The sequence below is a fragment of the Persicobacter diffluens genome (assembly GCF_036244895.1).
Classification (GTDB): Bacteria; Bacteroidota; Bacteroidia; order Cytophagales; family Cyclobacteriaceae; genus Persicobacter; species Persicobacter diffluens.
Genome location: NZ_BQKE01000001.1, coordinates 1,030,236 through 1,054,127, shown reverse-complemented (window position 1 = coordinate 1,054,127; position 23,892 = coordinate 1,030,236). Strand labels below are relative to the sequence as shown.

At 41.7% G+C, this 23,892-nt stretch carries 22 protein-coding genes; 9 read left to right on the top strand and 13 right to left on the bottom strand.

Annotation, left to right across the window (positions count from 1 at the left end):
• Positions 1–54 precede the first annotated feature (54 nt).
• The 9 genes from AAA970_RS04465 to AAA970_RS04425 all read left to right on the top strand — a co-directional run bounded on the left by AAA970_RS04465 (position 55) and on the right by AAA970_RS04425 (position 11,373).
• Positions 55–882 (top strand): CheR family methyltransferase, encoded by an 828-nt coding sequence (locus tag AAA970_RS04465; protein WP_053404191.1) that lies wholly within the window; start codon positions 55–57, stop codon positions 880–882.
• Between the two features lie 18 nt (positions 883–900).
• Positions 901–1,497 carry a chemotaxis protein CheB gene (locus AAA970_RS04460; RefSeq protein WP_053404190.1) on the top strand — a complete coding sequence of 199 codons (597 nt, stop codon included), beginning with the start codon at positions 901–903 and terminating at the stop codon, positions 1,495–1,497.
• Positions 1,494–2,312: a GAF domain-containing protein gene (locus AAA970_RS04455; protein ID WP_053404189.1), complete on the top strand. Its 819-nt coding sequence runs from the start codon at positions 1,494–1,496 to the stop codon at positions 2,310–2,312. The genes AAA970_RS04460 and AAA970_RS04455 overlap by 4 nt, the downstream gene beginning before the upstream one ends.
• 20 nt (positions 2,313–2,332) lie before the next feature.
• Complete coding sequence (locus AAA970_RS04450) at positions 2,333–5,713, top strand: PAS domain S-box protein (protein ID WP_338236109.1); 3,381 nt, start codon at positions 2,333–2,335, stop codon at positions 5,711–5,713.
• Between the two features lie 125 nt (positions 5,714–5,838).
• On the top strand, positions 5,839–6,366 hold the full coding sequence (locus tag AAA970_RS04445) for a SiaB family protein kinase (RefSeq protein ID WP_053404187.1): 528 nt from the start codon (positions 5,839–5,841) through the stop codon (positions 6,364–6,366).
• A 28-nt stretch (positions 6,367–6,394) separates the two neighbouring features.
• The gene (locus AAA970_RS04440; protein WP_053404186.1) at positions 6,395–6,757 is read left to right on the top strand and encodes a DUF1987 domain-containing protein; all 363 of its coding nucleotides are present in this window, start codon (positions 6,395–6,397) and stop codon (positions 6,755–6,757) included.
• 76 nt (positions 6,758–6,833) lie between these two features.
• Positions 6,834–9,944 carry an ATP-binding cassette domain-containing protein gene (locus AAA970_RS04435; protein WP_338236108.1) on the top strand — a complete coding sequence of 1,037 codons (3,111 nt, stop codon included), beginning with the start codon at positions 6,834–6,836 and terminating at the stop codon, positions 9,942–9,944.
• 90 nt (positions 9,945–10,034) lie between these two features.
• Entirely contained in the window at positions 10,035–10,934 is a 900-nt protein-coding gene (locus AAA970_RS04430; protein ID WP_053404184.1) for a hypothetical protein, read from the top strand.
• Positions 10,935–10,944: 10 nt separating this feature from the next.
• The gene (locus AAA970_RS04425; RefSeq protein WP_053404183.1) at positions 10,945–11,373 is read left to right on the top strand and encodes a hypothetical protein; all 429 of its coding nucleotides are present in this window, start codon (positions 10,945–10,947) and stop codon (positions 11,371–11,373) included.
• 70 nt (positions 11,374–11,443) lie between these two features.
• On the opposite strand, the gene AAA970_RS04420 is transcribed toward AAA970_RS04425, so the two are convergent.
• From AAA970_RS04420 to AAA970_RS04360, 13 genes are all read right to left on the bottom strand, one after another.
• Positions 11,444–12,175, bottom strand: coding sequence for an ATP-binding cassette domain-containing protein (locus tag AAA970_RS04420; protein ID WP_060685709.1), 732 nt, complete (start codon positions 12,173–12,175; stop codon positions 11,444–11,446).
• Between the two features lie 85 nt (positions 12,176–12,260).
• Complete coding sequence (locus AAA970_RS04415) at positions 12,261–12,503, bottom strand: hypothetical protein (RefSeq protein WP_053404181.1); 243 nt, start codon at positions 12,501–12,503, stop codon at positions 12,261–12,263.
• Positions 12,504–12,660: 157 nt separating this feature from the next.
• A complete protein-coding gene (locus tag AAA970_RS04410; RefSeq protein WP_338236107.1) occupies positions 12,661–15,591 on the bottom strand; it encodes a tetratricopeptide repeat protein in 2,931 nt (976 codons plus the stop codon).
• 546 nt (positions 15,592–16,137) lie between these two features.
• Positions 16,138–16,425 (bottom strand): Asp-tRNA(Asn)/Glu-tRNA(Gln) amidotransferase subunit GatC, encoded by a 288-nt coding sequence (gene gatC, locus AAA970_RS04405; RefSeq protein WP_060685706.1) that lies wholly within the window; start codon positions 16,423–16,425, stop codon positions 16,138–16,140.
• The gene (locus AAA970_RS04400; RefSeq protein WP_338236106.1) at positions 16,415–17,149 is read right to left on the bottom strand and encodes a lysophospholipid acyltransferase family protein; all 735 of its coding nucleotides are present in this window, start codon (positions 17,147–17,149) and stop codon (positions 16,415–16,417) included. Before AAA970_RS04400 ends, gatC begins: the two co-directional genes overlap by 11 nt.
• Positions 17,150–17,454: 305 nt before the next feature.
• Positions 17,455–17,922, bottom strand: a complete 468-nt coding sequence (locus AAA970_RS04395; protein WP_053404177.1) for a biopolymer transporter ExbD — start codon at positions 17,920–17,922, stop codon at positions 17,455–17,457.
• A complete protein-coding gene (locus tag AAA970_RS04390; RefSeq protein ID WP_338236105.1) occupies positions 17,922–18,503 on the bottom strand; it encodes an ExbD/TolR family protein in 582 nt (193 codons plus the stop codon). Before AAA970_RS04390 ends, AAA970_RS04395 begins: the two co-directional genes overlap by 1 nt.
• A 6-nt stretch (positions 18,504–18,509) precedes the next feature.
• A complete protein-coding gene (locus AAA970_RS04385; RefSeq protein WP_338236104.1) occupies positions 18,510–18,833 on the bottom strand; it encodes a hypothetical protein in 324 nt (107 codons plus the stop codon).
• 61 nt (positions 18,834–18,894) lie between these two features.
• On the bottom strand, positions 18,895–19,716 hold the full coding sequence (locus tag AAA970_RS04380) for a MotA/TolQ/ExbB proton channel family protein (RefSeq protein ID WP_053404174.1): 822 nt from the start codon (positions 19,714–19,716) through the stop codon (positions 18,895–18,897).
• 250 nt (positions 19,717–19,966) lie between these two features.
• Positions 19,967–21,046, bottom strand: coding sequence for an asparaginase (locus AAA970_RS04375; protein WP_053404173.1), 1,080 nt, complete (start codon positions 21,044–21,046; stop codon positions 19,967–19,969).
• A gap of 15 nt (positions 21,047–21,061) precedes the next feature.
• Positions 21,062–21,838 carry a TatD family hydrolase gene (locus tag AAA970_RS04370; RefSeq protein WP_338236103.1) on the bottom strand — a complete coding sequence of 259 codons (777 nt, stop codon included), beginning with the start codon at positions 21,836–21,838 and terminating at the stop codon, positions 21,062–21,064.
• A gap of 194 nt (positions 21,839–22,032) precedes the next feature.
• Entirely contained in the window at positions 22,033–22,680 is a 648-nt protein-coding gene (locus AAA970_RS04365; RefSeq protein WP_338236102.1) for a polysaccharide deacetylase family protein, read from the bottom strand.
• Positions 22,671–23,891: a PP2C family protein-serine/threonine phosphatase gene (locus tag AAA970_RS04360; protein ID WP_053404171.1), complete on the bottom strand. Its 1,221-nt coding sequence runs from the start codon at positions 23,889–23,891 to the stop codon at positions 22,671–22,673. The genes AAA970_RS04365 and AAA970_RS04360 overlap by 10 nt, the downstream gene beginning before the upstream one ends.
• Position 23,892 lies beyond the last annotated feature (1 nt).

The following is a 23,892-nucleotide window of genomic DNA, read 5'->3' as shown; positions in this document are numbered from 1 at the left end:
GAATTTAAAATATTTTTGACCAAAATTAATATCTGTCTCGACCCAACGTTTTTTATGATACTAGATATTGAAATTTCTGATCTAAGGAAATTAACCGAATATATAAAGACTAAAGGCAATTATGATTTCACCAATTATGCGATGTCTTCTTTTAAAAGAAGAATCTTACGCATACTGGAATTGTATCGCTTGCCATCGGTAGATGCGCTCATTGAAAAAATTGAAAGTGAACCTACTTTTCTGGAAGTATTCATTTGCGAAATTACCGTCAATGTCACCGAAATGTTCCGTGACCCTTCTTTTTGGAGGCAACTGCGGGATGAGGTCTTACCCAACTTATTGCTTAACCACAAGTCGATCAATATTTGGCATGCGGGCTGCTCTTCCGGGGAGGAAGTGTTTTCTATGGCCATCTTACTAAAAGAGGCCAATCTCCTGGATAGAGTGCGTATTTTCGCCACGGATCTGGATAAAGAGATTATTCAGAAAGCAAAAAAAGGGAAGTATACCCTCAAAAACATGGAGCTCAATCAAAAAAACTATATCCGCTTCCAGGGGAAATTTGAGTTGAGCAAATACTTTAAGGAGGAGGATGGCTTTGCGGTCATGGATCCATCCTTGGTAGAAAATGTAACCTTCCGCGTTCACGATTTAGTTCAGGGACCTGTTTTCAATAAATTTGATTTGGCGCTTTGCCGAAATGTGATGATTTATTTTAATCAGTCTCTTCAGAATTCTGTTCTGAACAAATTACATGAAAGCCTTTTCAACTACGGTTATTTATGTGTGGGCTCCAAAGAATCCCTGATTTGGTGTGATAGCGCCAACAAATTCATTGTAGTCAACAACGAGGAAAAGATCTACAAAAAGATAAAAGAATAAGGCTAAGGATCTTTTTGCATGAGAAATTTCAAAATTAATTCTGACTATAAAGCCGTAGTGATCGGAGGATCCGCCGGAAGCTTTCAGGGAATCACCAAAATTCTTAGCCAGATTCCTGAAGATTTCCCCCTGCCTATCATTATGTGCCTACACCGGCTAAAACACGTCCGGAATGGCTTCGTGGAAGCGTTAAAGCTCAAAAGCACCAAGGACATTGTGGAGCCGGTGGATAAGGAAAGTATTCGGCGGGGACAAGTTTACCTGGCTCCGGCAAATTATCATCTTTCCATTGAATTAGGCAATTACTTTTCCTTGTCAACAGAGGAAATGTTTAATAATTCTCGTCCGGCCATTGACATCACCCTGGGGACTGCCGCCTATGCCTATCGGCATCGCCTGGTGGGCATTTTACTTTCCGGCGCTAATCGCGATGGAGGAATAGGAATGGCCAGGATTCAACAAAAGGGCGGCCTGACCATCGTCCAGGACCGGGAAGAATGCATGATTTCTACCATGCCACAAGCAGCCTTAGATCTTGCCCCCATGGATTACGAACTGAAATTAAATGAAATAATAGATTTCCTTAACCAATTGCACAAAAAGCTTAACTCATGAAACAGCAAAAAAGGAACATCTTTGGATTAGCCCTGGCTTCCATCACCATCGTCATTTCGCTGGTGGCGGCGGTTACCGGATATCTACTTCCGGACCAGTTAATGAATAATCTGGAAACCCTTCAATTGGATCAGCTACCGCAAATTCAATCCGAAGTTTTACCCCTTCAACTTATTATTGTTGGCAACCTGATCCTGACCATAGTCGCCTTGCTTTTTTATGTCAGTGCGATTAGAAATGCGGGGGAATCTCAGGTAATTTACATTGACCGCCACTCGGATGAAGACAACAGCGAAGAAATAATCGCCTCTGAAGAACAACACCGTACCTATTGGGACAGCGGATTAGTGGAACGAATATTCAATGAAAGCAACCAATTAAAAGAGGGGCTTGAAAAGGTACTGCATAAATTATGTAAAGAATTAGAAGCGGGCCAAGGTGCACTTTACCTGATCGAAGAGCAGGAAGAAATCAAAAAAGCGATTTTTCAGGCTGGCTATGCCTTCTCTGTGGGAGAATCTTCCAAATTCGAAATTGAGCAGGGAGATGGTATTATTGGACAATGTATTAAGGAGGGTCAGGCTTACAATTTGAATAAAATTCCTGAAGGATACATTAGAATTCTCTCAGGCCTGGGAGAGTCTAACCCTACCGCACTGGCAGTACTTCCTATTCTGTCGGAGGGACAGGTGCTTGGAGTGGTGGAAATTGCATCCTTTACTGCTTTCACCTCTCAGGATATCGATTTCATCAATCATGTATTAAATCAGCTGGTAGAGCAATTGCCAAAGCCTGCTGCTTTAGCCAAAAGTTAATTTAAAATCCCTAGTCAACCATGTTAAAAGATTTAAAATTTGGCGCTAAAATCTCGGTCATCATATTTTTCATGATGCTGTTGGCTGTGAGCTTAATGGGATTTTTAGGGTATCGCCTATCCAAGAAAACTACCCAGGAGCAGTTCAGCCGCACGATTGAGACGCACAACGAGTTAAAAGCGGAACAGATCAATGCGCTGGTCAACAACCAAAAAAACTGGCTCACCACCATCGCTAATAGTGTCCAAAACAAATTAAATGAGACGGACTCCCTACCGTCCATGGGTAAAATTCAACAGATTCTCCCAAAATATACTTTCACTCACCTTTATTTAGTAGACGCGGAGGGAATCGTTTTGGCCTCAGATGAAGCAGCGGCAGTCAATCAATTCATTGAGGATCCTACCGGTGTTATTTTATCAAATATCGACGCCCCAAGCCTGATCAGCCCTGCATATAAGAAAGGAAAAGTGACTGTTTATACGCTAGGAAAACAGATTCAGGCAGGAGAAAAGCGTTACACCCTTTTGGCTGAAGCAGATGCGACATCGTTATTCAATATCATTCAGCGTTCGGATCAACTCGGTGAAACCGGCGAATCGTTTATCGTTTACGCCCAAGAGGAAAAAATCATCCTGGCCTCTCCTTTGAAAAAACAACTGCAGCAGGATATATATGCGGAAGACCTCACTCATGCCTATTATATGTGGGCCATTAAAGGACAACAGGCGACGGGCTACCAAACGGACTATGCCGGGGATCGCGTATTGGCCAGCTGGGCAGAAATCCCCAATCTGGGGATGGGGATTATCACCAAGATTGATGAATCTGAGGTTTACAACAATTCCACCAGGCTGATTTGGCAATTTATTGCCGCAGGCATTGCAGTAATCATTATTGCACTTATCATTACGACCATCTTCTCCAAATTCCTAACGCAAGCCCTTCACCGACTGAGAGTAACCCTGCAGCTGGTAGGAAGTGGCGTGTTGCCTGAAAAAATTGATCAGGAGGGCAAAGATGAAATTGGTTTAATGGCCGAGGATGTCTCTCATTTGGTTTCCGGACTAAAGAGAACCGCTCAGTTTGCCCATAAAATTGGAAAAGGACAGTTTGATGTAGATTATGAACCGCTCAGTGATAAAGATTCTTTAGGAAATTCACTGATCAACATGCGGGACAATATTCAGGAAGCAGAAGCCAGAGATAAAGAGCGAAACCGCATTGTCCATGGCCTGGCGGAAATTTCTGAAATCCTTCGTTCTCATGATGAACTTGATGTACTGGGAGATGAAATAGTGCAGTTTGTTTGCGCTAAAATCAACGCCATCCAGGGCGCCTTCTATACCATTGAAAAAGAAGACGATCAGGACGATATTCGAAAAAGCACGATCGCTATGCGTGCCAGTTATGCCTACAACAGAAAGAAATACCTGAAAAATACCTTCAAATTTGCGGAAGGTTTAGTGGGACAGGCCGCGGCAGAGAAAGACATTGTCTTAAGGACGGAGATTCCCTATGACTATGTTACCGTAACCTCCGGACTACTTGGTGATCAAAGACCGACCTGTATTTTGGTGGTGCCTTTAATTACAGAGGAAGAGGTTTATGGCGTAGTCGAATTTGCCGGTTTTGAGCGATTCTCTCCATCTGACGTAAAATTTGTTCAGGAAATATCGGTGATTATTGCCCGAACTATTTCCAACATCAAGGTCAACGCCACCACAAGACGCTTACTGGATGAATCCAGAAAGATGTCCAACGAATTACAGGAAAAGCAGGAAATTCTTCAGCAAAATGCAGAAGAAATGCAGGCTACCCAGGAAGAGCTGCAACGCACCAACCAACAGTTGGAAGAGCAGATTGACGAAGTGAATCGTGGGCAGCGACAAATGCAGCTTTTACTTGAAAATGCATCCGAGGTCATTACGATTTATGATCGCAACGGAAATATCAAATACGTTTCTCCATCAGTTACCAAAATTTTTGGCTATAAACCAGAAGAACTGGAGGGCACCAATGATTCCGGAAAAGTACTGGAGCATTACCGCGCAGCATTACAGCAGGAATTCACTAACCTGATTAATAATGCCAACGAAGCGGTCAACCTGCAATTTGAGTATCGCAAAAAAGATGGAGAAGCCATTTGGCTGGAGGCCACCGGTAATAATCACCTGAACGACCCGGCTATTGCGGGACTTCTATTCAATTACCGTGATATCACCGAAAGAAAAAGAGCGGAGCAAGAGGAGCGCATGAGATCGAAAATGCAATCCCTTTCAGAAAACTCTCCTGACCTTATCACCCGATTCAATCAGGATGGCAAGGTGTTCTATATTAACCCGACCATTGAGCAATATACAGATAAAACGCCGGAGGACTTTACGGAAAAGTCCTTTGAAGAAGCCGAAATCCCTGAAAACATTACATCAAAATACAATGAAATCATTGCAGATGTAATGGAAATAGGCGCTCAAAAAGCAGTGGAGATTAACTTCCCTTCTGATAAAATGGGAGAGCGGATTATGCAGCTTAGGGGTATTCCGGAATTTGACGAAGAAGAAAATATCGAATCGGTATTGGTGGTTTCTCATGATATTACCGAACGCAAATTAATTGAGCTGGAGGTTAAAAATCAGAATAAGAAAATTACGGAATCCATCAACTATGCCAAGCGTATCCAGTGGGCCATTGTTCCGGACGAACAGGTCATTGAAAAACATTTGCCGGACTCCATGATCTTCTACAAAGCCAAGGATGTGGTCAGTGGTGACTTCCCTTGGTATGCAGAGGTTGGAGATGATGTTTATTTAGCAGCCGTGGATTGTACTGGCCACGGTGTTCCGGGCGCGTTGATCTCCCTGATCGGATACTTCTTACTGAATGATATTGTAAAATCTCAGAAAATATCAGATCCGGGAAAAATCCTCGACATGTTAGATGCGGGAGTTACAGAGACTTTAAAACAGGAAAGAGGAGATTCCATGAGTAAAGATGGAATGGACTTGGCACTTGTAAAAATTAATAAAAAAACAAATAAAGTATCATTTGCGGGAGCGCATCGATCGCTTTATTTTGTGAACCAAGGTACATTGGAAGAAATCAAAGGTAACAAATTCGCTATTGGCGGAGGACGTTATCGTAATCAGACCGACTTCACCACGCATGAATTAGAAATGCAGAAAGACGATTTGATTGTGTTCTGTTCTGATGGATTCCCTGATCAGTTTGGTGGTCCTTTGAACCGAAAATTCGGTCCGAAAAGGCTACGTGAACTTATTCAAACTAACCATAACTTACCGATGAAGGAAATGCAGAAAGTCTTTGAGGGTGCATGGGTTGACTGGAAGGCTGACTATAAGCAGACTGATGATGTCTTGTTAATGGCGATTCGCTTTTAATGGGATAAAAGTTACTTCAAAGTTTAATATTTCAAGACAAAATCTTAAACTTTAGGTAAGATTATAAATTAATACTGTTAATCAATAAATTTGTTAATACATCTTGTTTTCAAACCGTTCATCCTATGAAATTCATTTTTGATCTACACAAGACCATGTTGGAGAACAATCTGATTTTGGTTTATGAGGGGGAATTTACCCAGGAAATAACAAAGTCCGTTCTTGCCATGGCTGAGAGGAATATGGATTCGATCGGAGAAGAATCGAGTACAAAAAGAAAAGTTTTTAACGTAATGGTCGAGTGCTTGCAAAACATTGTAAAGCATGGTGAGGACGAGGCCAATAAACAAGCCATTTTCATGATTGGAAAAGAAAATGAGCAATACGTGATCACTTCCGGCAACCCTATCCGAAACGAATTTGTGGAAGGCCTGAAATCCAAATTGGAAGAGATCAACTCTCTAGATAAAGAAGGTTTAAAAAGCCTTTATAAAGAGATTATTAAAAACACTTCTATCTCCGATAAAGGAGGCGCAGGACTAGGTTTTGTGGATATGGCTCGTAAATCCGGTCAAGAATTAGCTTATGACTTCAAACCTTTGGATGATGCTTATTCTTTTTTCTCTCTAAAAACCTGCATCAGACGCGCTTAAAAAATTTAAGAAAACTAATTTCAAAAAAATGAATATTATCAACCTAGAAGGCACAGAGGATACCCCAAAAATCTTGCTAGACAAGGACAATGGTATTTTTGAGATTTCAGGGCGCTCGCTTCCTGAAGATTCTCAGGGTTTCTATCAACCTATTTTGGACTGGATCGGTGAATATGAAAATGCCGCCAACCCAAAAACCGAGTTTGTTTTTAAGTTGGAGTATTTTAATACGGCTTCTTCAAAATTAATTTTGGATGTCCTGTCGGCATTGGAGGAAATTGAGGGAACGGTAATCCACTGGTATTATCTGGAGGATGATGAAGATATGCAGGAGGCCGGGGAAGAATTCTCTGAATTGGTGGACCTGGAATTTGAATTCAAAGAGTATTAATATACACTAGCTTGAAACAAGAATGCAGGGTAGCTTTATCCTGCATTTTTAACATCAACCCAACACACCAAATCCTATGAGTGAGGAGATACTAAGAGCCCTCACCCAGCTTTTTGCAATTATCACCAAGCAAGACGGCGGGGTTACAGAGAAAGAGCGTCAACACGTTCTCAGCTTTTTTAAACAGGAATTAGATCAGGATACGGTAGTCAACTATCTCGCCATGTATGATGAGTTGGTGGGCTATGGTAAAAAAGAAGAGGAAGAAGAGGATACTGCCAGTGAGCAGACAGAGGTCAAAAAGAAACCCCGCAGAACTCTTATGAAGGATTCTGTCAGGACGCTTGGCATCTGCAAAAAAATTAACAAAACCCTCACCCAAAAGCAAAAGGTGGTGGTGTTGATGAAGCTGTTGGAATTGGTTGCGTCAGACCGTAACTTATCCCCTCAGCGAATGGAAATTATCAATACAGTTTCCTCTGTTTTTAAACTAACCGCTGACGAATACAAAGCCTGTGAAGCTTTTATCCTTTTGGAAGAGGACGACAATTCAGAAATAGACACAATTCTGACCATGTCGAAAGCAGCCAAAAGTGAAGAAAGCAAGCACATCAAGGGGGATATCCGTGGCTATTTGCATTTCCTTCGCATTCCAAGCGTTGAGATGTACTTCGTGAAATATGTGGGCAATGAGGATATTATTCTCAATGGCTTCATATTGAAAGGCCGGGGAGTATATTTGTTTTCCAATGGAAGCACCATTAAAACGCCCAAAGGAGCTGCACTGTACTACAGTGATTTAATCCGCAATTTTTTCCATGAAGATAAACTGACCGCTCTTTCTTTTAATGCGGATGAGCTGGAATTCCGCTTTCCTAATGGTGATATTGGTCTGAGAAACATCAATATCTCAGAAGGCCCCGGCAAGTTAATTGGTATCATGGGAGCATCGGGGGCGGGTAAGACTACCCTACTCAATGTATTGGCTGGTCTCAATGCCCCATCCGCTGGAAAAATATCTATCAATAATCTGGATCTCAACCACCCTCTTGACAAAGAAGAGCTTAAAGGGGTGATCGGCTATATTGCGCAGGATGACCTGTTGATTGAAGAGCTTACCGTCTACGAAAACCTTTACTATAACGCCAAGCTTTGCTTTGATGATATGCCCGAAGAGGAACTTCATCAGCGCGTTATGGATGTACTTTCCAGCCTGGGACTGGAGGCAAGAAAGGATTTGCGCGTGGGTAGCGTCCTGGATAAAACCATTTCTGGTGGACAAAGAAAGAGATTAAATATTGCCTTAGAACTTATCCGGGAGCCGGCCGTCTTATTTGTGGATGAACCGACCTCAGGCTTGTCTTCCCGAGATTCGGAAAATGTGATTGACCTTTTGAAGGAGCTGTCTTTAAGAGGAAAGCTCATTTTTGTGGTGATTCACCAACCTTCCTCGGACATCTATAAGATGTTCGATAAAATGATCATTTTAGATACGGGTGGATATCAGATTTTCTACGGACACCCTGTGGAAGCGGTTAACTATTTCAAAAGGGAAACCAATCAGGTAGATGCTGAACGTGGGCAGTGCCCTTCCTGTGGGAATGTGAACCCGGAACAGATATTCAATATCGTTGAAGCGAGGGTAGTGGACGAATATGGGGAATTCACCAAGAAAAGAAAAATCACCCCCACTCAGTGGAAAAATAAATACGAGGAAAATTTCGACCATGCCCGCATTGCGGACGTAAAGGAAAAACCTCAAAAAAGCTTAAAAATCCCCAACTACCTGAAACAGGCGGCCATTTTCCTCAAAAGGGATGTGCTGGCCAAGATTTCCAACAAACAGTATATGATTATCAATTTGTTGGAAGCGCCGGTTTTAGCACTCGTGTTAGCCTTTATCATTCGATATAAATCAGCCCCGGATTTGTCCGGCTATATTTATCGATTTAATGAGAACATCCCCATCTTCATTATGATGGCGGTAATCGTTTCCTTGTTTATGGGGCTCACAGTCAGTGCGGAAGAAATCATCCGGGATAAGAAGATCCGAAAACGGGAATCCTTCCTGAACCTGAGTTGGAACAGTTACCTGATGTCCAAAATCGGAATCCTATTCACATTATCCGCTATACAAGCCTTGGGTTTTGTATTAGTGAGTAATATGATTCTCGAAATAAAAGGAATGCTGTTCCCCTATTGGCTGGTGATGTTTTCCGTTGCCTGTTTTGCTAATATTCTGGGACTTAATATTTCCTCTGCATTTAATTCAGCCGTAACCGTTTACATCCTGATCCCATTGGTGATCATTCCGCAAATGGTATTAAGTGGACTACTTTTCCCATTTGAAAAAATGAATGAAATGATTTCCACCAAAGGAAAGGTACCCGTGATTGCAGATGTAATGGTTTCCAGATGGTCCTATGAAGCCCTGGCCGTAAAACAGTTCCGGGACAATGCCTATGAGGCAGTATATTTCCCGATGGAACAACAGGAACGACAGGCTGATTTTAAGGCCAGCTATTTCATCAAGGAAATCAAAGCAGAATTATTGTATATCAAAAACAATATCAACAGTGAAAAACCGGACGAGATTGCTCAGGTAGATCACAATCTGCTCACCATCAAAAACGCCTTAGCCAGAGAAGAATTTCAAAAAGGCTTAGAGGACATTGATTTAGACCTTTTACTGAAACGGGAGAACTTCAATCAAGGCACTGAGGATATCATTTTAAACTATCTCGAACATTTAGAGGGACACTACCTGGAACTTTTTAATAAGGCAGTAGCCAAGAAAGAGTTCTATATGCATAAACTTCAAAATGCTGAAGGCTCCAACTACGATTTGAATCAATTCAAAAACGAGTACGCTAATGAAAGCCTTACTGATTTGGTAAGAAACTTATCGGTTCAGGATAGAATTTTACAGTATGACGGAAATTTGCTTCAGCAGCTGGACCCTATCTTCCAAATCCCGGAGAACCCGAAGCATGCGTTGGATTATCGTACCCATTTCTTTGCCCCGCAAAAGCATTTATTTGGCGTTTATTTTGACACCTTCTGGTTCAATATTGCGATTATCTGGCTGATGACAGCTTGTTTATATTTTACCTTGTATAAAGAATTATTGCTGAAATTAATTGATAGTTTTGGCAAGCTAAAGTTTAATAAGAAATCGGAAGGATAATCAAGCAGACACAGTAGTATTGATTAACCTTTTCACCAAATATTTCAAATTGACTTTTTTTTATTACCTTTAACAATAAATTTGTTTGTAATGAGAAAACTAATATTAGGACTCTTGCCTTTCATGTTTTGGGCGTGCTCTGATAAAAAACCTAACACAGAAAACCTGGATGCTGAATTTGAAGCTCAACAGGAAACTAGTGCTCCTGAAGTATCTCAGGACGTGATTGAAGGTATTATCCAGCAAATCCCTTCTCCCTTGGAAATTTCTTTCTTATTAAAAGACCAGGGAGTTAAGTATAACAATGAATTCTTAAATGATCCAAAAGCCACTTCTAACTATAACAGTGACTTTCAAAAAGCGATTAACTTAGGGATTTACGGTACTGATCTAGGTTATACCAACATCTACGAACAGAATCAGGATGCGATTTACTATTTACAGTCCATTCAGAAGCTTTCCGAAGGATTAAATATTGGGCAATTCTTTAATTTTAAAGAAATCAAAAGATTAGCCACTAATAGTAGTAATTTAGATTCTTTACTTTTAACTACTACTAAAAACTTCAATAGTATTAATGCGTATCTTCAACAGAAGAAGAGAGCAAATTTAAGTGTTTTACTATTGACCGGTGGTTGGCTTGAGGCGCTTCACATTACCACGAAAGTTGCTGAGTCAGACGTTTCTAATCAGGGACTTATCGATAAAATTGGTGAGCAAAAAATCATTTTGGATCAGGTAAAACTCCTTTTGGATTTCTATAAAACTTCGGACCCTAACATCGGCCAGTTAAGAAAAGATTTTGAGCCACTTATCGAGGCCTTCAATCAGGTAGAGTTTATTTATACCTACCATGAGCCAGAAATGAAAGAGGTGGATGGAGAAATGGTCATTATTGACAACTCCACTACTGAAATAAAAATAACTCCTGAAATTTTGGCGAAAATCGGTTCGGAAACTCAAAAAATCCGTGCTAACGTTACCAAATAAGTTCCTTCCTATGAAAAATCTATTATTTGTATTTCTATTTTTAGCATTTGGTTTAGTCGCAGTTTCTCCTGCCCAGGCCCAGTGCAACAGTGATGGTTTTACGGACACCTGCTTAGGATCCCTGAAAGATGGCTTCACTTTCCTAAAAAGCTTTAAAATTGATGGACAGGGTGGTGCAAAACAAAAAGTAGAGTACAGCTATGTATTCAGTAAAGACACCAAGTATTACATCAACGTTTGTGGACAGAATGGTGTTGATGGTATTATTGTGACCATGTATGATTCCAACCGTAAACTTGTGGCGACAAACCATGCCAACGGCAAGTTTTACCCGGGTATCACTTACCCTTGTAATGCCACCGGTATTTATTACATTACCTTTACTTTCAAGGATTCTGAGAACTATTGCGGAGGATCTGTATTAGGTTTCAGTAGATAATAAAAACCATAAGGAACTAAAAAAACCTATTCCAAATCGGAATAGGTTTTTTTATATAGAATAAAAATGATTATTCTGCTGGCAACAAAGACTTTTCATAAGCCGGATCGCGGATATCATCATTCTCAATATCGCTTTCAATCAAGCCATCTCTCAGGCGCACAATACGGTGGCTGTAATGGGCAATATCATCCTCATGCGTGACCATAATAATGGTATTTCCCTGATCATGCAATTCCTTAAAAATGGACATGATATCATAGGAGGTACGGGTATCCAGATTACCGGTAGGCTCATCAGCTAATATAATACTGGGATCATTCACCAAAGCCCTTGCAATAGCGACACGCTGTCGCTGTCCACCGGAAAGCTCATTAGGTTTATGATTAGCCCGGGAGCCTAACCCCACACTTTCTAGGGCTTTTAAAGCCTTCGCCTCCCGTTCTTTCTTACCTATTCCGGCATAGACCAAAGGCAGCGCTACGTTGTCCAAAGAACTCGCGCGGGGAAGCAAATTAAAAGTCTGAAAGACAAAGCCAATTTCTTTATTCCGAACTTCTGCCAATGCTGACTCATTCATATGGGAAACATCCTGCCCCTTTAATTCATAACTGCCTCCGGTCGGCGTATCGAGGCAGCCCACTATGTTCATTAAAGTAGATTTCCCCGAACCTGAAGGTCCCATAAAAGCAACATACTCCCCTTTATTAATTTCAATGGACACACTTTTCAGGGCTGAAATAATTTCTGTCCCCATTTTATACAGGCGGGAAATATTTTCGGTCTTGATGATTGGCTTCATAATGTAGATATTTTCTAAAATATGAACAATTAAACCGAAAAAAGCGAGGTAATCAGGACTGTTGGAGGAAGAATTATTTTAACGGCTAATTGGAGTGGATTTTGAGAAAATGCTTCAGGCAGGGATCAATCAATTCAAAGGCGGTTTCAATCACACGGTTCACCTTCCCACTTTTGCGGCAGGACCAGACCTCAATATAATCTGCCTCCAAACGATAGAGGGAAATTTCCAGATCCGCAGCATTCACCCTGGAAATGCAGGTACCCTCATCCATGATGATGGAGGCCTGCCGCTCAAAACTAAGCCCTTTTAAATGCGTGTATTTCATTGAATTAACTTAATGATACTTCCTATTGGTAAGTACGACAAAGCCTTCAATGTTTCAATCTGATAAAAAAAAGACCGGTGTAATATTTTGAGCCAGATCACGATAAAGGCCGGCAAAAATACAAAAACCGGCAAAAACTCACCAAGCCATTATGCGCTTACCAACTAAGCTCTTCCTCAGTTGATTCCACTATTTTCCCCTCAATATTAGCGCTCAGTTGTTCAAAAGCTTGTGGCGAAGCATAAGCACTAATCTCCTCCAAAGCACTAAAAGCATAACCGTCCAATCCCATAGCAATACTTTGGACGGCATACCCTTTTGTCAATGGAATGGAATACTCATATTTATTGAGATAGGTAAGGAATAGCTCATAACTTTCCTCTTTTTGCGGTAATTGATTCAAAAACCGGGAGGCAGCAACAACACCCGGCACAAAGAATGGGTTTCGTTCTAACAATTCTGTATAAGCGGAAAGTCCTTCCTGTACTGATGCATTTTCTGCCAAAACGGCATCAGAAAGCAGGGCCCAGTCTCCAACTAACATTTCCCGATACTGCTTGATTTCACTGATATTACCTTGATAAATAGCATTGGAAAGACGGATATCAGATGCAATACCGTCCGCCTGCTCTACTGCAACTGCCAACTGATCGACATATTGCCACTGGTCAAACTTCATGGTCACTGCCCATAACCAACGAAGTGCTTTCACTTTCCAAGCATTCACATCCATCGCCTGTGCTACTTTGAATTGCTGATCAAAGTTCCAGTTCACCATATTATAACGCATGAGTAAAAACTTAGACGCATTATCCATTTGCTGCATATCAGGCGATTGTAATTGAGTTACCAACAAACTATCACTTTCATCAGCCGCCAAACGAAGCGCTTCCTCTCCTCTACCCGCTTCCACAAAAGCATTAAAGGCTAATTTTCGGGTGTCCTGATCCGGGAAGCGCAGACATTCCTGAATATGCTTCAGACCGACCTGAGGCTCTCCCAGTTCCCACATCCAAAGAGCTAGCGTTTTTTCATAGAAAGACTTGCTGAAAAAATTATTAAAAGAAAGATCCTTTAGCGCATCTATAGCAGAGCTCACCTTGCCCTTTTCATATTGATAAATGGCTAAATCATAATCCAATAATGCCTGATAGCTTTCATATTGTGCCTCTTCCTTCCATTCTTGAAGCGTTGATTCCCAGCCGGAATCCTCTAAAAAGATTTGGTGGATACTTCTATTGTGAATCTGGGCAATTTCCGGAAGTGAATTACTTTCCAATTCGGTCAACTGAAAATCTTTGATCTCACTCCCTACTTCAACAAATGGAAGTAAGTTAGCATTAATCGCCACCTCCTCTTTTTGCGCAAAAGAATGAATCATATCAGCAGTTAGCGCCCCCTGAGAACGTTTATGCCAACTTAACCAATTGGCCGCATTCACTACCGCAACCGCGGGATCACCCATCAAGGCCTTATAAAGCTCCTGAGCCTGAGCCTGGTTCGTTTTCTCGTATAAACGCGCAAGATTGGTGCGTATCTCCGGATGATTTGGAAAATGTTCTAACCCTTTTTCCAAAGCAAATATGGCATCAAACCACTTTTCCTGTTGCAAATAAATATTACTGCTATTCACGAAGGCAAAGGGGCTGGGATGTTTTTTATTTGCAGCCTTATAATAATCCAAAGCCTGGGCATTTCTCCCTTCCTCACTGGCTATCATGGCCAGGGCATAGTAAGAATGGTGATTTTTCCAACCGAGCCTGCTCCCTTTTTCATAATATCCTTTTGCCTCTAATATTTCCCCATGAGCATAATGCATATCTCCAATGGCATTATTATAAGCCGCAAGCACCTGGTTGTTTTGAACCATACTGTCTTTCAGCAGAAACAAAAATGCAATTCCAAATCCTATTAAATAAACGGTGCCTAAACCAAATTTGCGCCCGTTAAAAACCACTTTATGGGCAGCTGCACCGGCCTGAATGATATCCGAAAAATTGACGAACAGATAAATAAAGAATACCAGCGAAAGCGAAAAGTGAAAAATGTAAACCATCTTCCCCAGCATATCCAGCATCACGTCGCTATCAGTGATGAAATAATGCGCAATGGTACTCCAACAAATTAATGCTAGAGACAAGTATAACAAAGCACCCAAAGGCTGAAAAGGAATAAACCGGCCCCAGTTCATATCCTTGCCTTTCATGGCCCATAAACCAATCAAGGTGGAAGCCGCTAACAGTATAAAAGGACTGTAAAAGAGGGCATCCTCCTCCAAACGAATATTCTGCTGATAAAAACCTAAGCCGACCAATGCCAAATAGCACAAAGATATCGCAATAAAGTGGAAAAAGTTATTTCCAACGACCTGCCTGCGACTCACCATATCAAACAACAGCCAAAGGTTATCTATACTGACCATGAATATAAATACCACGGTAAGCACTACCCAGGGCAAGGCACCATAGGTCATCACCCGCTCCAGGGCAAAATTTTCCTCTGCCATCAGGTGAAATCCATAAACAAGCAGCGCGTTCAAAATCACAAAAGTCAGCCACCTTAACCAAAGCGGCGTTTGACTAAGAATAGCCTGAAACAAAAAGGACAGCCCTCCATAAAGCACTACTGCTAATAATAAACCCCAGTTATAGATCTGACCGAATGGAATAAGCACTTCCAGTTTGAAATACACCAATATGGCAAATAAACCACAAAGCCCTACTGTATACCAAAAACGATTCAAACCACTCACCACCGCCCAAAGCATATTAAAAGCCCCTAAACAGGCCAGCCAAAAGACCAGTTGCCCAGTGAAAGAATATTGAATAGGGCTGCCTTCAAAGTATTGATGTAAAAGCAGGAAGTTCATTTCCAGGGGAGCTTCCATGGCTCCGACTTCCACCATGCGTAGTGCGATTGGAAAATCAGTAGTTTGACTCACCAAATTCCAGTGAATGGCCAAACCGGTTCCGCCAAAATAAAAATAGAAAAAAGTTAAGATGGCGAAGAGCACTAAAAACCCCAGCCCAGCCAATAAAAAGGACCATTGCTTTGGCCACTGTTTCCAAAAATTTATCGAATCGCTCATGAATACTAATTATATCCTGCAAAAATAAGGATTTAAGCCGAATTATTCACCGCTAAATTCAGTAGCTCGCCTTAAATGGCCTATTTCCGATTAGATAAGGTGTTGTTTATTGACTTATAAAAAGCCTACATTTACGCGAGCTTGCTTGCTCCTCATTCATCTGCTTCGTTGCAAAAAATTGAAACAGGAAGAATCCCTTCCCCCCTACCTGCAACTGAACAAGGATTTAAGCATGAATAAGCCGGGTTCAGACATGGTGTAAGTCTTCTGCCTTGAAAAACCTTTGAAAACAAAAAAGGCACTGCCATACAGTACCTTTAGTCAAATAATGCACCGCTGGATTTATAGCATTAATCCTGTTAGGTGCTTTTTATAGGGTTTCCTTTTTTTATTAATAGCCCTGATTTGGGCGAGATTGCATGCTCCTTATTCTGCTGCTGCTTTTGAAAAAAATGAAATAGGGTTCTATCCCTTCCTTTTTCCTGCCTCGAAGCTAAACAATTTAAACCCGCGAAATCGGGTGAATATTTAGCAAAAGGAGCGCTTTTAGTCCAATACTTTGGGAACACGAAAGAATTCCCCATCCTGATCGGGGGCATTCTTTAAACCCTTTTCCCGCTCCAGGTGATTACCCACCACATCTTGTCGATAGGCATTTATTTCCTGAGACATATTGGTAAGCGGCTTCACCCCTTCGGTATCTACTTCATTTAACTGCTCCACCCAGTCCAAAATACCACTAAGGTCTTTCGCCATCTTCTCAGAGGCAGATGCATCAAAATCCAGTCTGGCTAAATGCGCCAACTTTTTCAGGCTTTCTTCATTAATATTCATCCTTATTGTAGGCTTTAATTTCTTGTTCGATAATAGTTTTAACCTGTTCTTTTAGCCTCGGAATATCATCATGGCTTAATCCTATGGTAGGGATTGCCTCGTGAATAATCATTATTGAAGGATGTACATGTACCTGTGGACGCCTATCATCCCTGGGAAGAATTTTCCAGGAATAAGGCATACTCACCGGAACTATGGGCACCTGCTTATCAACTGCTATGATAAATGCGCCATCCTTGAAGTTCCCCATATGCGGAGGAGTTTTGGTAATGGTTCCTTCCGGAAAAATAGCCACATTCAGCCCATTATCCAAAGCTTTTTTACACAGTTCAATGGCCTGTTTAGCACTGGATCGATTACCACGCTTCACGACTATACTAAACTTACGGTAGATAAAGCCAAATACGGGAATCTTCGTCAGTTCGTGTTTACCCAAAAAGGTGGTTAAAATAGGGCCACTTCCAATCACGGGAATATCTAGATAAGACCCATGATTTGCGGCTATTACACATTGCTGACCGGAAGGTAAGGGGGTTCCTTTCCAAATAACCCGGGTAGGCAAAGCTGCCATATTTAATGAAATCCGTCCCCAAAAACGGTATAACCTCAATCCCGTCAACTGCCAACTTTCTTTAAGGGAGAGTAAGGCGAAAAGAGGGAATAACAAAAGCATCACCAAAGTGAAGGTAAAAAAACCACTGACGGTCGCCACCAGATTTTTCATTAACAAATGGGGTCTTACTAAAAAGGATTTCTAAGCTCAAACCAATTGAGTTGAGCAAAAATATAAAATTTTCTCTGCCCTAAACGAGTTATGGGCAGCTTTTTCCTGAAAATGAATGAGAGGAGATATTGAAACGGGCAATAGCGTTAAGAAATGGGGCTAATTCTAGATTGGCTTTTGATGAAAGCTCCTATCAATAATCAAAATAGCTAAACCCCGGCATTTGGAAAAAAGCCGCAATACCCAAAAAAAGACATAAAAAAAGCCGGTTCTGAGAACCGGCTTTTTATGTATAAGGCCTTTGATTAAGGCATTTTGTCTGTTTTCTGCAAAGAAGTGTAAAGAACTTTCAAAGCGTTTGCTTCTTTCAATGCTTCCTGAACATCTGTTACGATACCCATTTTAGCTTCTTTATCTACTTTCATTGCCATGTTGATCTGATCACGTTCGTAATCAGGCAACTTATCTTTTTCCTTCGCTACGTAAAGGATCAAATCTTCCGGTTCAGCGAACACGTCATTGATCTGAATTACCGGCTCAGTACCGAAACGATCCGTTTCTTTAGGTGCACCTACATAAATGTAGGAAACCAAAGACTTCTTCTCGATCTTACTCAGCTGCGAAGCTTGCGGAAAACGCTGTTGCACTTTAATATCATCCGTACGCATGGTTGTCGTCGTCATGAAAAAGAACAACAACATGAAGATAATGTCAGGAAGTGCCGAAGTAGGGATATCCTGACTAGCTTTCGACTTCTTTTTAAACTTTGACATTAGTTACCTCCTGTTTTTGTTGGTTCCGCAATAGAGATATTCATTGGAATTTTTTCGCCGTCAGGACCTATACGAGCATCCTCGTACATCTTCTTCTCGGCTGGCTTTTTACGATCCAATGACAAATAACGATCCAGGGTAATCCCCACGTTAGCTGCATAGATTTCGTTATAAGCCCCTTTCAGGTTATCCAAAATCCCGATGTAAGTCGCGTAACTTGTACCACGGTCGGCCTTGAAAGACACTACCGCCTCTTTAGGGTTATCGGACATTTTAGGATCACGTCCATAGTTCATGACAAAGTCTTTTACCATGGGACGAATTTGATCCAAATCAGTCAAAGGTTCACCATTTACCAACACGCGGTCGGAAGAGTTCACCAATACCTTAAAGATGTTACGATCATTCTTCTTGATTTCCTCAGGCGCATCATTAGGATCGGCCTTAGGAGGAAGACGCAACGATACCCCTTTATCAGAAGCAATGGTTGTCGTCACCAAGAAGAAGATCAACAGCAAGAACGCGATATCCGCCATAGATCCCGAGTTAATTTCCGGGGTTGATCTATTTCCTCTTGCCATAATTTTTTATTTAAAAACTTTTGTAAACTCAGTGATCACTGCTAAAACGAAAGCACCTACAAGGAAAACGTATGAAGTCTTCAAGAAAGCACCTACCATTTGAGAGATTTCCGGAGTTACGTTAAATTTAGCATAAGCTGCAGTTACTTCATTACCGGCAAGCGCATAAGCCCCACCGAAAACTACTGCAAATACACCTACGCCAACCAACGATCTCATAAGACCTTTAGGATTGCTCAACGCATTGATTAATGGCAATACAATCGCCGCACCAGCAGCAATCATTACCAAAACGTAAGCAACGTAAAGGACGATATCAATAGTATCCATTTTATTTACGTTAAATTAGCCAAACAATTGTTCCAGTTCATTCCCGTCTTGGGGAGATGAATTACTTAGTGTATTTTACTAAAAGATCGATCAAAGAGATGGAAGCATCTTCCATATCGTTAACCAAAGAGTCGATCTTAGATACACAGTAGTTGTAGAACAACTGAAGGATAACTGCTACGATCAAACCAGCTACAGTAGTCAAAAGTGCTACTTTAATACCACCGGCTACAACGGTTGGAGAGATATCACCAACAGCCTCGATCATATCGAATGCCTGAATCATACCCAATACCGTACCCATGAAACCTAACATAGGAGCCAAAGCGATGAAAAGAGAGATCCACACCAATCCTTTTTCCAAACGACCCATTTCTACAGAACCGTAAGAGATTACAGATTTCTCAACCATCTCGATACCTTCAGAGGCACGCATCAAACCTTGAGTAAAGATAGAAGCTACAGGGCCACGCGTGTTACGAGTTACTTCTTTAGCGGCTTCAACACCACCAGACTGAAGTGCCTCTTCTACTTTAGCCAACAACTTCTTAGTGTTAGTAGTTGCAAGGTTCAAAGTAATAATACGCTCGATCGCTACTGCCAATCCGATGATCAAACACACCAATACAATACCCATAAACTCCCATCCACCTTCGATGAATTTTTGTTTAACGGCTTGGTGGAAAGTCACGTCTTCAGCAACAACTTCCTCTACTTGCGCTTCCTCTTGAACAGGGGCTGGAGCCGCCTCTTCAACTACCTGGTTTTCGTCAGTCGCTACCTCCTCAGTTTGAGCAACTTCTTCTTCCTGAGCATAGGTCTTAGCGGCTGTACCGAAAGACACCATACCAGCGATCATCAACAAAGCAAATAACTTTTTCATAGTTCAGTTTTTAATTAATTCTCTAAGTGTAGAATTTAACTGTTAAAGTGTAAGAAAAAATTTAAAGTTTAAGTAGAAAGGTAAGGTGGCGAACCTCAGAATCCAGGGGACTTCTTTCTGCTCTATTCCTTACAATAAGAAATAGAGCGAAATCCTTTCTATGAAATATTATATTGTGATCGTTCATCACGAACACAAATAAATCAATAAATATCTCTTCATGCAAGAATATTATGTTTTTTTGAAACCTTTACAAAATGGTCATTTCGCCACATAAAGGAACCTGAAGCATTTTTCTCACTAAATCAGGACTTTTCTGATTCCCCAGAAGAAACATTAATTTCACCATGGCGGCCTCGGTGGTCATGTCATATCCACTCACCACCCCAATTTTCTCCAACTCCGAGCTGGTAGCATAACGGCCATGCAAAACGGAACCACCGATACACTGGGTGACGTTGACAACAATAATTCCTTTCTCCACGGCCTTTTCCAAACGCTCCAAAAACCAACGCACGGTTGGGGCATTTCCAGAACCATAGGACTCCATCACCACCCCTTTCAGGTTCGGAATATTCAGAATCGCGTCCACATAAGCATGTGGCATGGAAGGAAAGATTTTCAAAATGGCCACATTTCGATCAAACTTCCATTGGTAGCGCAGCATATCCTGCGGAATCCATGGCAAAGCAGCAGAGCGATTATATTCGATCTCGGTGCCTACCACTGCCAGCGCGGGATAATTTTCCGAGTCAAAAGCATGAAATTGTGAAGAACGAATCTTTTTCACGCGATTCCCACGATACAATTTGGAATCAAAATAAACGGCCACTTCCGGAATTAAAGGCTCGTGATTACCATCATGCGCAGAGGCTAATTCCAGCGCCGTAATTACATTGGCCCGGGCATCGGTACGGCGGGCACCAATAGGCAATTGGGCTCCGGTGACAATGACCGGCTTATTCAAACCCTGCAACATAAAAGAGAGGGCTGCGGCCGTATAGGCCATCGTATCGGTTCCGTGCAAAACGACAAAACCTTCATATTGATGGAAATTTTCCTTGATAATATACCCGACATCCTGCCAGTTCTCGATCCGCACATTGGAGGAATCAATGGTGGTAGGAAAACTGATCACGGTCAGATCCAGGTTTAAGGTATTGATTTCCGGCAGGCGTTCGATGATTTCATGAAAACCCACAGAAATCAGTGAACCGGAACGGTCTTTCACCATCCCCAGTGTTCCGCCGGTATAAACAATCAGAATTTTGGCTTTTGGCTCATAGGGAGCTGCGGTATTAAGTCTTGTTATTCTATATTTAGGTGCCATTCAGTGCTGTTTATATTATAGATTAGGCGCGCGAAATAATCGCATTGCATTTTCGGTAGTAATCTCAGCCACTTCTTCCACAGGAATGGATTGTAGTTCGGCGACACGATCCGCTACCAAGCGCACATAAGCAGGTTCATTTCTTTTTCCGCGATGAGGCACGGGCGCAAGATAAGGCGCATCTGTTTCCAAAATTAAATGTTGCAGGTCCAGAGAAGGGATCACTTTGTCCATCCCGCCATTCTTAAAGGTGCTCACACCACCCATCCCTAACATAAATCCACAGTCAATCGCTCTTTGGGCATCAGCAATACTGCCCGTAAAACAGTGAAAAACCCCACGCAAACGACCATCCTGTTCGGCTTCTACCACCTCAATGGTCTCGGTAAAAGAATCCCGGCAATGTAAAACCACCGGCAAGTCCAGTTCCTTGGCCCAGCCGATCTGTATTCTCAAAGCCTCCAGCTGAATATCAAGGGTGGTTTTATCCCAGTACAGATCCGTCCCGATTTCACCTACAGCGGCAAATGGAAAACGATCAAACCAGGCACGCATGGTTTCCAACTGTGCTTTATAGTCTTCTTTTACGTCACAGGGGTGTAGCCCCATCATTGGAAAACAATAATCAGGGTATTCTTGCTGCAGCTCCATCATCGACGCTATGGAAGCCACATCAATATTAGGCATATAAATACGTCCAATTCCGGCAGCTTTTGCTGCTGCTATCATCTCTTTCCGGTCTTCCTTAAATTGCTCTAAATAAATATGAGCATGCGTATCGATTAGCTGCATTAACCCTAATTTCGTTATTTTTTGTGCAGGTAGCATTCTACCAATTTGTACAAAAATATTAAATTTCCGCCAAAGACCAATAGGCGATTATTTCTTGAAATAATACAATATGAGAAATATCATAGGGGCAAAATGAAAATTTCGTGACGAATAGGAACTTTCATTATTTCGAAAGGGCAATTGTACTTCAATAATTACAATGTCTCAAATTTAAAGCCTAAAGATTTAAAGTGAGAAATATAGCGGGGTAACACAAATTTAACATTCCGTTCCGCTTTCAGGCTATCATGAAACACCAGGATGCTGCCAGAACGGGTCAATTCAATCGTTTTCTCTAAAATTTCTTCCGGTTGCAAAGATTGATCATAATCACAGGTGAGTACATCCCAAAGGATGATTTTATAAGAATCACGAATTTTTTTGACCTGACTGGGTTTAATCTGACCATGAGGAGGCCTAAAAAGTGGTTTTTGAAAAGAATTCTCCTCCAATCTCACCTCATCAAAATACTTTTGGCATAAGCCAATATTCTCCAGATAGTCGGCATTACTTTCCGACCAGCCTTTCAGGTGATTAAAGGTATGATTCCCAACTAAATGCCCTTCTTCCAGCACCTGCTTAAACACCTCAGGATGCTTTCGAACATTGTCGCCCACCATGAAAAAAGTGGCATGTGCCTCAAAATCTTTCAAACAGGACAACACCCAGGGAGTCACTTCCGGAATGGGGCCATCATCAAAAGTCAGATAGATGGTCGGCTCCCTAACATCTTTTTTAAATACAAAGCTTGAAAAATACCGCTGAAGGAAATCCGGTACGCGGTGAGGTTTGATCAGGCCCATTTTTTAAGGGTAAAAATAGAAATATCATCGGCATAAGGGACTTCTTTCCGGTAGTTATTCAACTCCTTCATCATTTCCTGGATAATCTCCTCCGGCGTTAAGGTTTGCTGATTCACCAAAAAAGCTTCCAGACGCTCCTCCCCGTATTCTTCCTCCTGATCGTTAAAGGTTTCGGTCAAACCATCCGTATAGCAGAATAAGGTAAAAGCCTCCAAATTAGTAAGTAAACCACTTTCAATGAAAGGGAGCGGATCAAAAAAGCCCATGATCGTACTTCCTTTATCTAGATGCTGCACCTGCCCATTCTCATGAATAACCAGGGGTTGATTATGCCCGGCATTTACGTATTCCAGGGTATTGCGCTCCATATCATATATGGCCAGAAAAACCGTGATGAAGTGCTCCTGCGCTCCACGGCGTTGGATCTGCTGATTCACCGAGGCCACCACTTCTTTCAGGTCGGTAGTATGCAGGACGATGGTCCTCAAAGAAGCCTGAAAGTTCGACATTAGCAAAGCTGCCGGAATACCTTTACCGGAAACATCCGCCATACAAATCAGGTAACGACCATCCTCCAGAGTGATGCAATCATAATAATCCCCACCAATCCCATGGTGCGGCACATATTCTGCTGCCATCTGCAGTTTCTCTGAATTGGGCAAGGAAGGAGGCAGCAAGCTTTTCTGCACCTGATTGGCGATTTCTATTTCCCGGTTCATTCGCTCCTGTTTCAGTTGTCTACGGGCGAATTTCTTGTTTTCCAGCGCTACAAAAATAAGATTGGCCAGGGTCTGGATAAACTTCAGGTTCATCTCTTCTTTCTGTCCATTGGACCCCACCAGCAATACTGCCAACCGCTCCTGCTTATGAGACACCGGAATGATGACATCAAATTCAGAAAAAATGGAATTACAGGGAGTGATTTCATCCACCTTCTTAATGTCCTTCACTTCCAGCAGGCATTCATCCAGTGGATTCTCCTCAAAGTTACTGTCGGTATTGAACTGGGCCTTACAACCCCAGCCCGACTCATTACATACATAGAGCGCCATACGTTCTACACCGAAAGTTCCCTGAAGTGTAAATTGAAATACCCGATACAAATGCTCCTCTTTCATATTATTGTTGATCCCCATAGAGACCTCCAGAAGTGCATTTAATTCCAATTCCTTGAGTTGATATTTTTTTTCGAAGTTTACCGATTCCATCATT

Bases quoted from the DNA above. Each gene is read 5' to 3' on its own strand.
- AAA970_RS04400 (WP_338236106.1), bottom strand. From the start codon at position 17,149: ATGAAAAATCTGGTGGCGACCGTCAGTGGTTTTTTTACCTTCACTTTG.
- AAA970_RS04420 (WP_060685709.1), bottom strand. From the start codon at position 12,175: ATGAAGCCAATCATCAAGACCGAAAATATTTCCCGCCTGTATAAAATG.
- AAA970_RS04460 (WP_053404190.1), top strand. From the start codon at position 901: ATGAGAAATTTCAAAATTAATTCTGACTATAAAGCCGTAGTGATCGGA.
- AAA970_RS04380 (WP_053404174.1), bottom strand. From the start codon at position 19,716: ATGAAAAAGTTATTTGCTTTGTTGATGATCGCTGGTATGGTGTCTTTC.
- AAA970_RS04450 (WP_338236109.1), top strand. From the start codon at position 2,333: ATGTTAAAAGATTTAAAATTTGGCGCTAAAATCTCGGTCATCATATTT.
- AAA970_RS04375 (WP_053404173.1), bottom strand. From the start codon at position 21,046: ATGGCACCTAAATATAGAATAACAAGACTTAATACCGCAGCTCCCTAT.
- AAA970_RS04370 (WP_338236103.1), bottom strand. From the start codon at position 21,838: ATGCAGCTAATCGATACGCATGCTCATATTTATTTAGAGCAATTTAAG.
- AAA970_RS04360 (WP_053404171.1), bottom strand. From the start codon at position 23,891: ATGATGGAATCGGTAAACTTCGAAAAAAAATATCAACTCAAGGAATTG.
- AAA970_RS04410 (WP_338236107.1), bottom strand. From the start codon at position 15,591: ATGAGCGATTCGATAAATTTTTGGAAACAGTGGCCAAAGCAATGGTCC.
- AAA970_RS04395 (WP_053404177.1), bottom strand. From the start codon at position 17,922: ATGTCAAAGTTTAAAAAGAAGTCGAAAGCTAGTCAGGATATCCCTACT.
- AAA970_RS04425 (WP_053404183.1), top strand. From the start codon at position 10,945: ATGAAAAATCTATTATTTGTATTTCTATTTTTAGCATTTGGTTTAGTC.
- AAA970_RS04385 (WP_338236104.1), bottom strand. From the start codon at position 18,833: ATGGATACTATTGATATCGTCCTTTACGTTGCTTACGTTTTGGTAATG.
- AAA970_RS04390 (WP_338236105.1), bottom strand. From the start codon at position 18,503: ATGGCAAGAGGAAATAGATCAACCCCGGAAATTAACTCGGGATCTATG.
- AAA970_RS04445 (WP_053404187.1), top strand. From the start codon at position 5,839: ATGAAATTCATTTTTGATCTACACAAGACCATGTTGGAGAACAATCTG.
- AAA970_RS04435 (WP_338236108.1), top strand. From the start codon at position 6,834: ATGAGTGAGGAGATACTAAGAGCCCTCACCCAGCTTTTTGCAATTATC.
- AAA970_RS04455 (WP_053404189.1), top strand. From the start codon at position 1,494: ATGAAACAGCAAAAAAGGAACATCTTTGGATTAGCCCTGGCTTCCATC.
- AAA970_RS04465 (WP_053404191.1), top strand. From the start codon at position 55: ATGATACTAGATATTGAAATTTCTGATCTAAGGAAATTAACCGAATAT.
- AAA970_RS04440 (WP_053404186.1), top strand. From the start codon at position 6,395: ATGAATATTATCAACCTAGAAGGCACAGAGGATACCCCAAAAATCTTG.
- AAA970_RS04365 (WP_338236102.1), bottom strand. From the start codon at position 22,680: ATGGGCCTGATCAAACCTCACCGCGTACCGGATTTCCTTCAGCGGTAT.
- AAA970_RS04430 (WP_053404184.1), top strand. From the start codon at position 10,035: ATGAGAAAACTAATATTAGGACTCTTGCCTTTCATGTTTTGGGCGTGC.
- gatC (WP_060685706.1), bottom strand. From the start codon at position 16,425: ATGAATATTAATGAAGAAAGCCTGAAAAAGTTGGCGCATTTAGCCAGA.
- AAA970_RS04415 (WP_053404181.1), bottom strand. From the start codon at position 12,503: ATGAAATACACGCATTTAAAAGGGCTTAGTTTTGAGCGGCAGGCCTCC.